The sequence below is a fragment of the Falsiroseomonas sp. RANM36 genome (assembly GCF_056682175.1).
Genome location: NZ_JBWXTD010000005.1, coordinates 405929 through 410282, shown reverse-complemented (window position 1 = coordinate 410282; position 4354 = coordinate 405929). Strand labels below are relative to the sequence as shown.

Sequence of the window (4354 nt, the reverse complement as noted above, 5' to 3'; positions counted from 1 at the left end):
CGGCGAAGCGGTCGGCGCTGGCCTGCCAGTAGGTGACGCCGACCACCGGCACGCCGAGCGACTTCGTCAGCTCGATCGCCGCGGTCGCGGTCGCCTCGGCATTGCCGCCATGGCCGGTGACCAGGGCGGTGCGCCGGAAGCCGTGGCGCGCGGCGGGGCGCGCGCCGCGCCGCCTGCGGGCACCGCCGGGACGCTCGCGCAGGGCGTGGCAGGGACGGGCGAAGCCGGCGGAAAAGCTGGACCGCCGGCAGCACGGCGACGCCGTCGCCGCGCCGCGCGGGCCGGTGGCGCCGCGCCGCCGCTGCATTGTAGAGCACGTGCATCGCGTTGTGGCCGGAACGCTGTGCGCAATTTCCGGTTGGTGGTCGGTTGCGTCGGACGCAGCGGATAGATCGCGCATCGGCGAGCTTCGTCGCCACCAGGAACCACGCCCATGGCCATCGAGCAGATCTGGTTCGGCACCCGCGCGGTGCGCTACGAGAACGGCGGCAACAGCGGCCCGCAGATCGGGCTGCTGGAATCGTCGGACGACTTCGCGACGCGCACGCTCGCCGGCGGCACCCATGACAACACCGGCAGCGAGTGGCAGCAGCTGCTGGCCTTCACCGGCACGGCCGCGCAGCAGGCCGCACTCGGCATCAACCTCGACGATGGCGTGGACAGCGCGGCCGCCGGCCAGGTGGCGACCAGCGGCGACCTGCGGGTGGGCGAGGGCGTGGTGGCGCACAACCTGGCCGATGTCGGCGGCGGCGGCCGGCTGCTGGACGTGGGCGGCACGCTGGACGGCGCCGATGACCCGGTGGCGATCACCGGGCTCGGCCGGGCGAATGCCTCCAGGCTCTCGGGCGCGAGCCTGGACGGCAGCGAGACCGGCAACCGCGTGGTCTTCTCCAACGATGCCGGCTTCGGCTTCCTCAACGGCAGCGGCTTCGACCCGAATGGCGGCGCGACGCGGCTGAACGACGGCGACGCGATCAACTTCGAGGTCCGGCAGGGCCGCATGCTGGTGGAGGCGAGCTTCACCGTGCGCGTCGCGAATGGCGGCAGCGCCGGCGTGGTGCTCGACAGCGACGGCGCGACGATCCGCGACACCAACGGGGCGCTGCAGGGCGGCTTCGTGCAGGACGCCTCGGCGGGCGAGCTCGATCTCGGCCTGCTCGCCGACGGGACGCGGGTGACGATCGACTACCTGGCCCGGTCCATCAGCATCAACGACGTGGCCTTCGAGGGGGCGACGGACGCCTTCTTCGACGCCTTCAGCGACGGCGGCTTCAAGGACCTCACCCTCGGCTCGCGCGTCGGCGGCGGCATCGGGTGGTCGGCCGACGACCTGGTGCTCTCGACCGACGATCCGGCGCAATCCAACGCGCTGCCGCTGGCCGAAGGCTTCACCGGCGGCACCGGCGAGGAGGACACCGCGATCGCCGGCCAGGTGCTGGCGAGCGACGGGGACGGCGACCTGCTGTCCTTCAGCGTCGAGGCCGGCGACGGCCCTGCGCATGGCAGCGTCGTCATCGCGGCCGATGGCAGCTTCCTCTACACGCCCGACGCCGACTTCCATGGCGACGACGGCTTCACCGTGACCATCGCGGACGGCAAAGGCGGCTTCGCCTTCCAGCTGGTGCAGATCTCGGTTGCCGCGGTGAACGACGCACCGGACGCGGCGCCGCCGCGCGCGGTCGGCACCGACGAGGACGCGCCCGTCACCTTCACCATCCTCGCCACGGACAAGGACGGCGGCACGCTGGACTTCGCCGTCGCGCCCGGCGACGGCCCGGCGCATGGCGTCGTGCAGATCGACGCCGGCAGCGGCGAGGCGACCTACACGCCCGACGCCGATTTCTCCGGCGAGGACAGCTTCGTGGTGACGATCGGCGACGGGCAGGGCGGCTTCACCCTGCAGACCGTCGCCGTGACCGTCGCGCCGGTGAACGACGCCCCGGTGGCCGAGGGCTTCGAGGGCGGGACGGGCGAGGAGGACACCGCCGTGCTCGGCCAGGTCCTCGCCTCCGACGCCGACGGCGACGAGCTGGTCTTCACCGTGGAGCCGGGCGACGGGCCGTTCAGCGGCGGCGTGCTGGTGGATGCCGGCACCGGCGCCTTCACCTACACGCCCGAGCCCGACTGGTACGGCACCGACAGCTTCATCGTCACCATCCGCGACGGCCGCGGCGGCGTGACCATGCAGCTGGTCGAGGTGGGGGTCTCGCCGGTCAGCGACCCGCCGGTCGCCGAGGGCTACACCGGCGGCGTGGGCGAGGAGGACAACTCGATCGCCGGCGACGTCCAGGCCAGCGACCCGGACGGCGACGCGCTGAGCTACACGGTGCTGGAGGGCGACGGGCCTGCGCATGGCAGCGTGCTGCTGCTCTCCTCCAACGGCAACTTCTGGTACACGCCGGCGGCGAACTTCTCGGGCACCGACAGTTTCACGGTGACGATCAGCGACGGCAAGGGCGGCATCACGACGCAGCTCGTGGAGATCGTCGTCGCCCCGGTCGCGGATCCCGCGACCTTCACCGGCCGCACCACCGGCAGCGTCGCCGAGGACGGCACGCTGACCGCCGCGGGCGTGCTGGCCGTGGTGGATCCCGATCCGGGCGAGGCCGGCTTCCTCGGAACCGGCAGCCTGGCCGGCGCCTATGGCGATTTCACCTTCGCGCTGGACACCGGCGCCTGGAGCTATGCGCTGCGCAACGGCGACCTGGCGGTGCAGGCGCTGAACACCGGCACCACCGTGCAGGACAGCCTGGTGGTGACGGCGCTGGACGGCGCGACGACGACGATCGTTATCGACATCGCCGGCGCCGACGAGCCGTTCCTGCCGAGCCCGTATCGCGGCGCCGGCGATCCGAACGACAACCCGCCCACCCCGCCCGCGCCGAGCGGCACCTATGTCACCTATGGCGACGGGGCGGATTCCATCACCGGCACCTCGGGCTCGGAATACATCATCGCCGGCGACGGCAACGACACCGTCACGGCCGGTTCCGGCGACGACGCGGTCTATGGCGGCGGCGGCAACGACAACATCACCGGCAACAACGGCAATGACTGGATCGATGGCGGGCCGGGCAACGACATCATGTCGGGCGGCGGCAACGACGACGTGCTGATCGGCGGCGACGGCAACGACACGCTGACCGGCTCCTCCGGCGGCGGCACGCTGTATGGCGGCAACGACCACGACTCGCTGAACGGCAACCCGCTGCTCTATGGCGGCGCCGGCAACGACACGCTGACGGGCTCGACCAGCCTGGCCGACACGCTCTATGGCGGCTCGGGCAACGACTCGATCCGCGGCCGTGGCGGCGAGGACATCATCATCGGCGGCTACGGCGCGGACACCCTCTCGGGGAGCGTGAGCGGCGGCACCGACGCCGACCGCTTCGTGTTCCTGAGCACCGCGGACACGAACGACATCATCACCGATTTCGGCACCGGCGCGGATCTGCTGGACTTCACCGCCTTCGGGGGCCTGACCCTGAAGGCATCGCCAGGCGCCGAGTTCGACGCCGACGACCAGATCGCCTGGTACGTCTCCGGCGCGAACACGGTCGTCATCGTCAACACCGACGGCAACGTGAACAATGCCGAATTCATGGTGACGCTGAACAACTACACCGGCGGCATCACGGCGGCGAACCTCATCCTGTAGCGGCCCGCCCGCCCGCCGCGCCGCGCGCGTGTAACTTCCGCGGCGGCGCGGCGAAGCAGGGTCGGGCCGTCGAACGGGCGCAAGGGGCGCTGGCGGGGCGGCGCGAGGAGCACGCCCGATGAACGCCACCGTCACCTCCACGGGCGGCCGACCGCTGCCGGCGCAGGCCGCGCCGATCGGCGCCGCCGGCCTGGCCGCGATGCCGCGGGCGGCGCGCATCGCCTCCTGGCTCGCCGCGGGCTGGATCGCCTGGGAGTTCGGCTACTACGAACAATACAAGCTGACCGGCAACGAAGGCTCGGTCCATCTCTTCACCATCCTGTCGGACTGGCTCGGCACGCCGGGCGGGGAGAAGCCCTTCCGCCTCTTCGTCGCGACGCAGGAGATCGTCGCGGCGGTGCTGGTGCTGCTGCCCTGGACGCGGGTGCCCGGCGCGGCGCTGTCCTTCGCGACGATGGCGGGCGCGATCTTCTTCCATGTCGTCAGCCCGCTCGGCATCGATCCCTACGGCGATGGCGGCGTGCTGTTCAAGGAAGCGGTGTTCACGCTGGCGATGGCGGCGCTGATCCTGGTTCTGCACCGGCACGAGATCCCGGGCTGGCTGCGGCGCCTGCCGCTGATCGGAAAGCGCTTCGCCTGACGCCGGGGCGGCGCCGCGAGGACGGCGATGGCGGTCAAGCGCGGCCGTCCCGGCCG

General features: G+C 72.0%; 2 protein-coding genes and 1 pseudogene. 2 read left to right on the top strand and 1 reads right to left on the bottom strand.

Features of this window, described 5'->3' with window-relative positions; genetic code table 11:
* A pseudogene (locus AC1MIR_RS19970) lies at positions 1-400 on the bottom strand (hypothetical protein); the annotation flags it as partial.
* A 33-nt stretch (positions 401-433) separates the two neighbouring features.
* Between AC1MIR_RS19970 and AC1MIR_RS19965 the strand changes: the two are divergent.
* Together AC1MIR_RS19965 and AC1MIR_RS19960 are read left to right on the top strand one after the other, a co-directional pair.
* Positions 434-3658 carry a calcium-binding protein gene (locus AC1MIR_RS19965; RefSeq protein WP_480029939.1) on the top strand — a complete coding sequence of 1075 codons (3225 nt, stop codon included), beginning with the start codon at positions 434-436 and terminating at the stop codon, positions 3656-3658.
* A 118-nt stretch (positions 3659-3776) separates the two neighbouring features.
* On the top strand, positions 3777-4298 hold the full coding sequence (locus AC1MIR_RS19960) for a hypothetical protein (RefSeq protein WP_480029938.1): 522 nt from the start codon (positions 3777-3779) through the stop codon (positions 4296-4298).
* Positions 4299-4354: the final 56 nt, after the last annotated feature.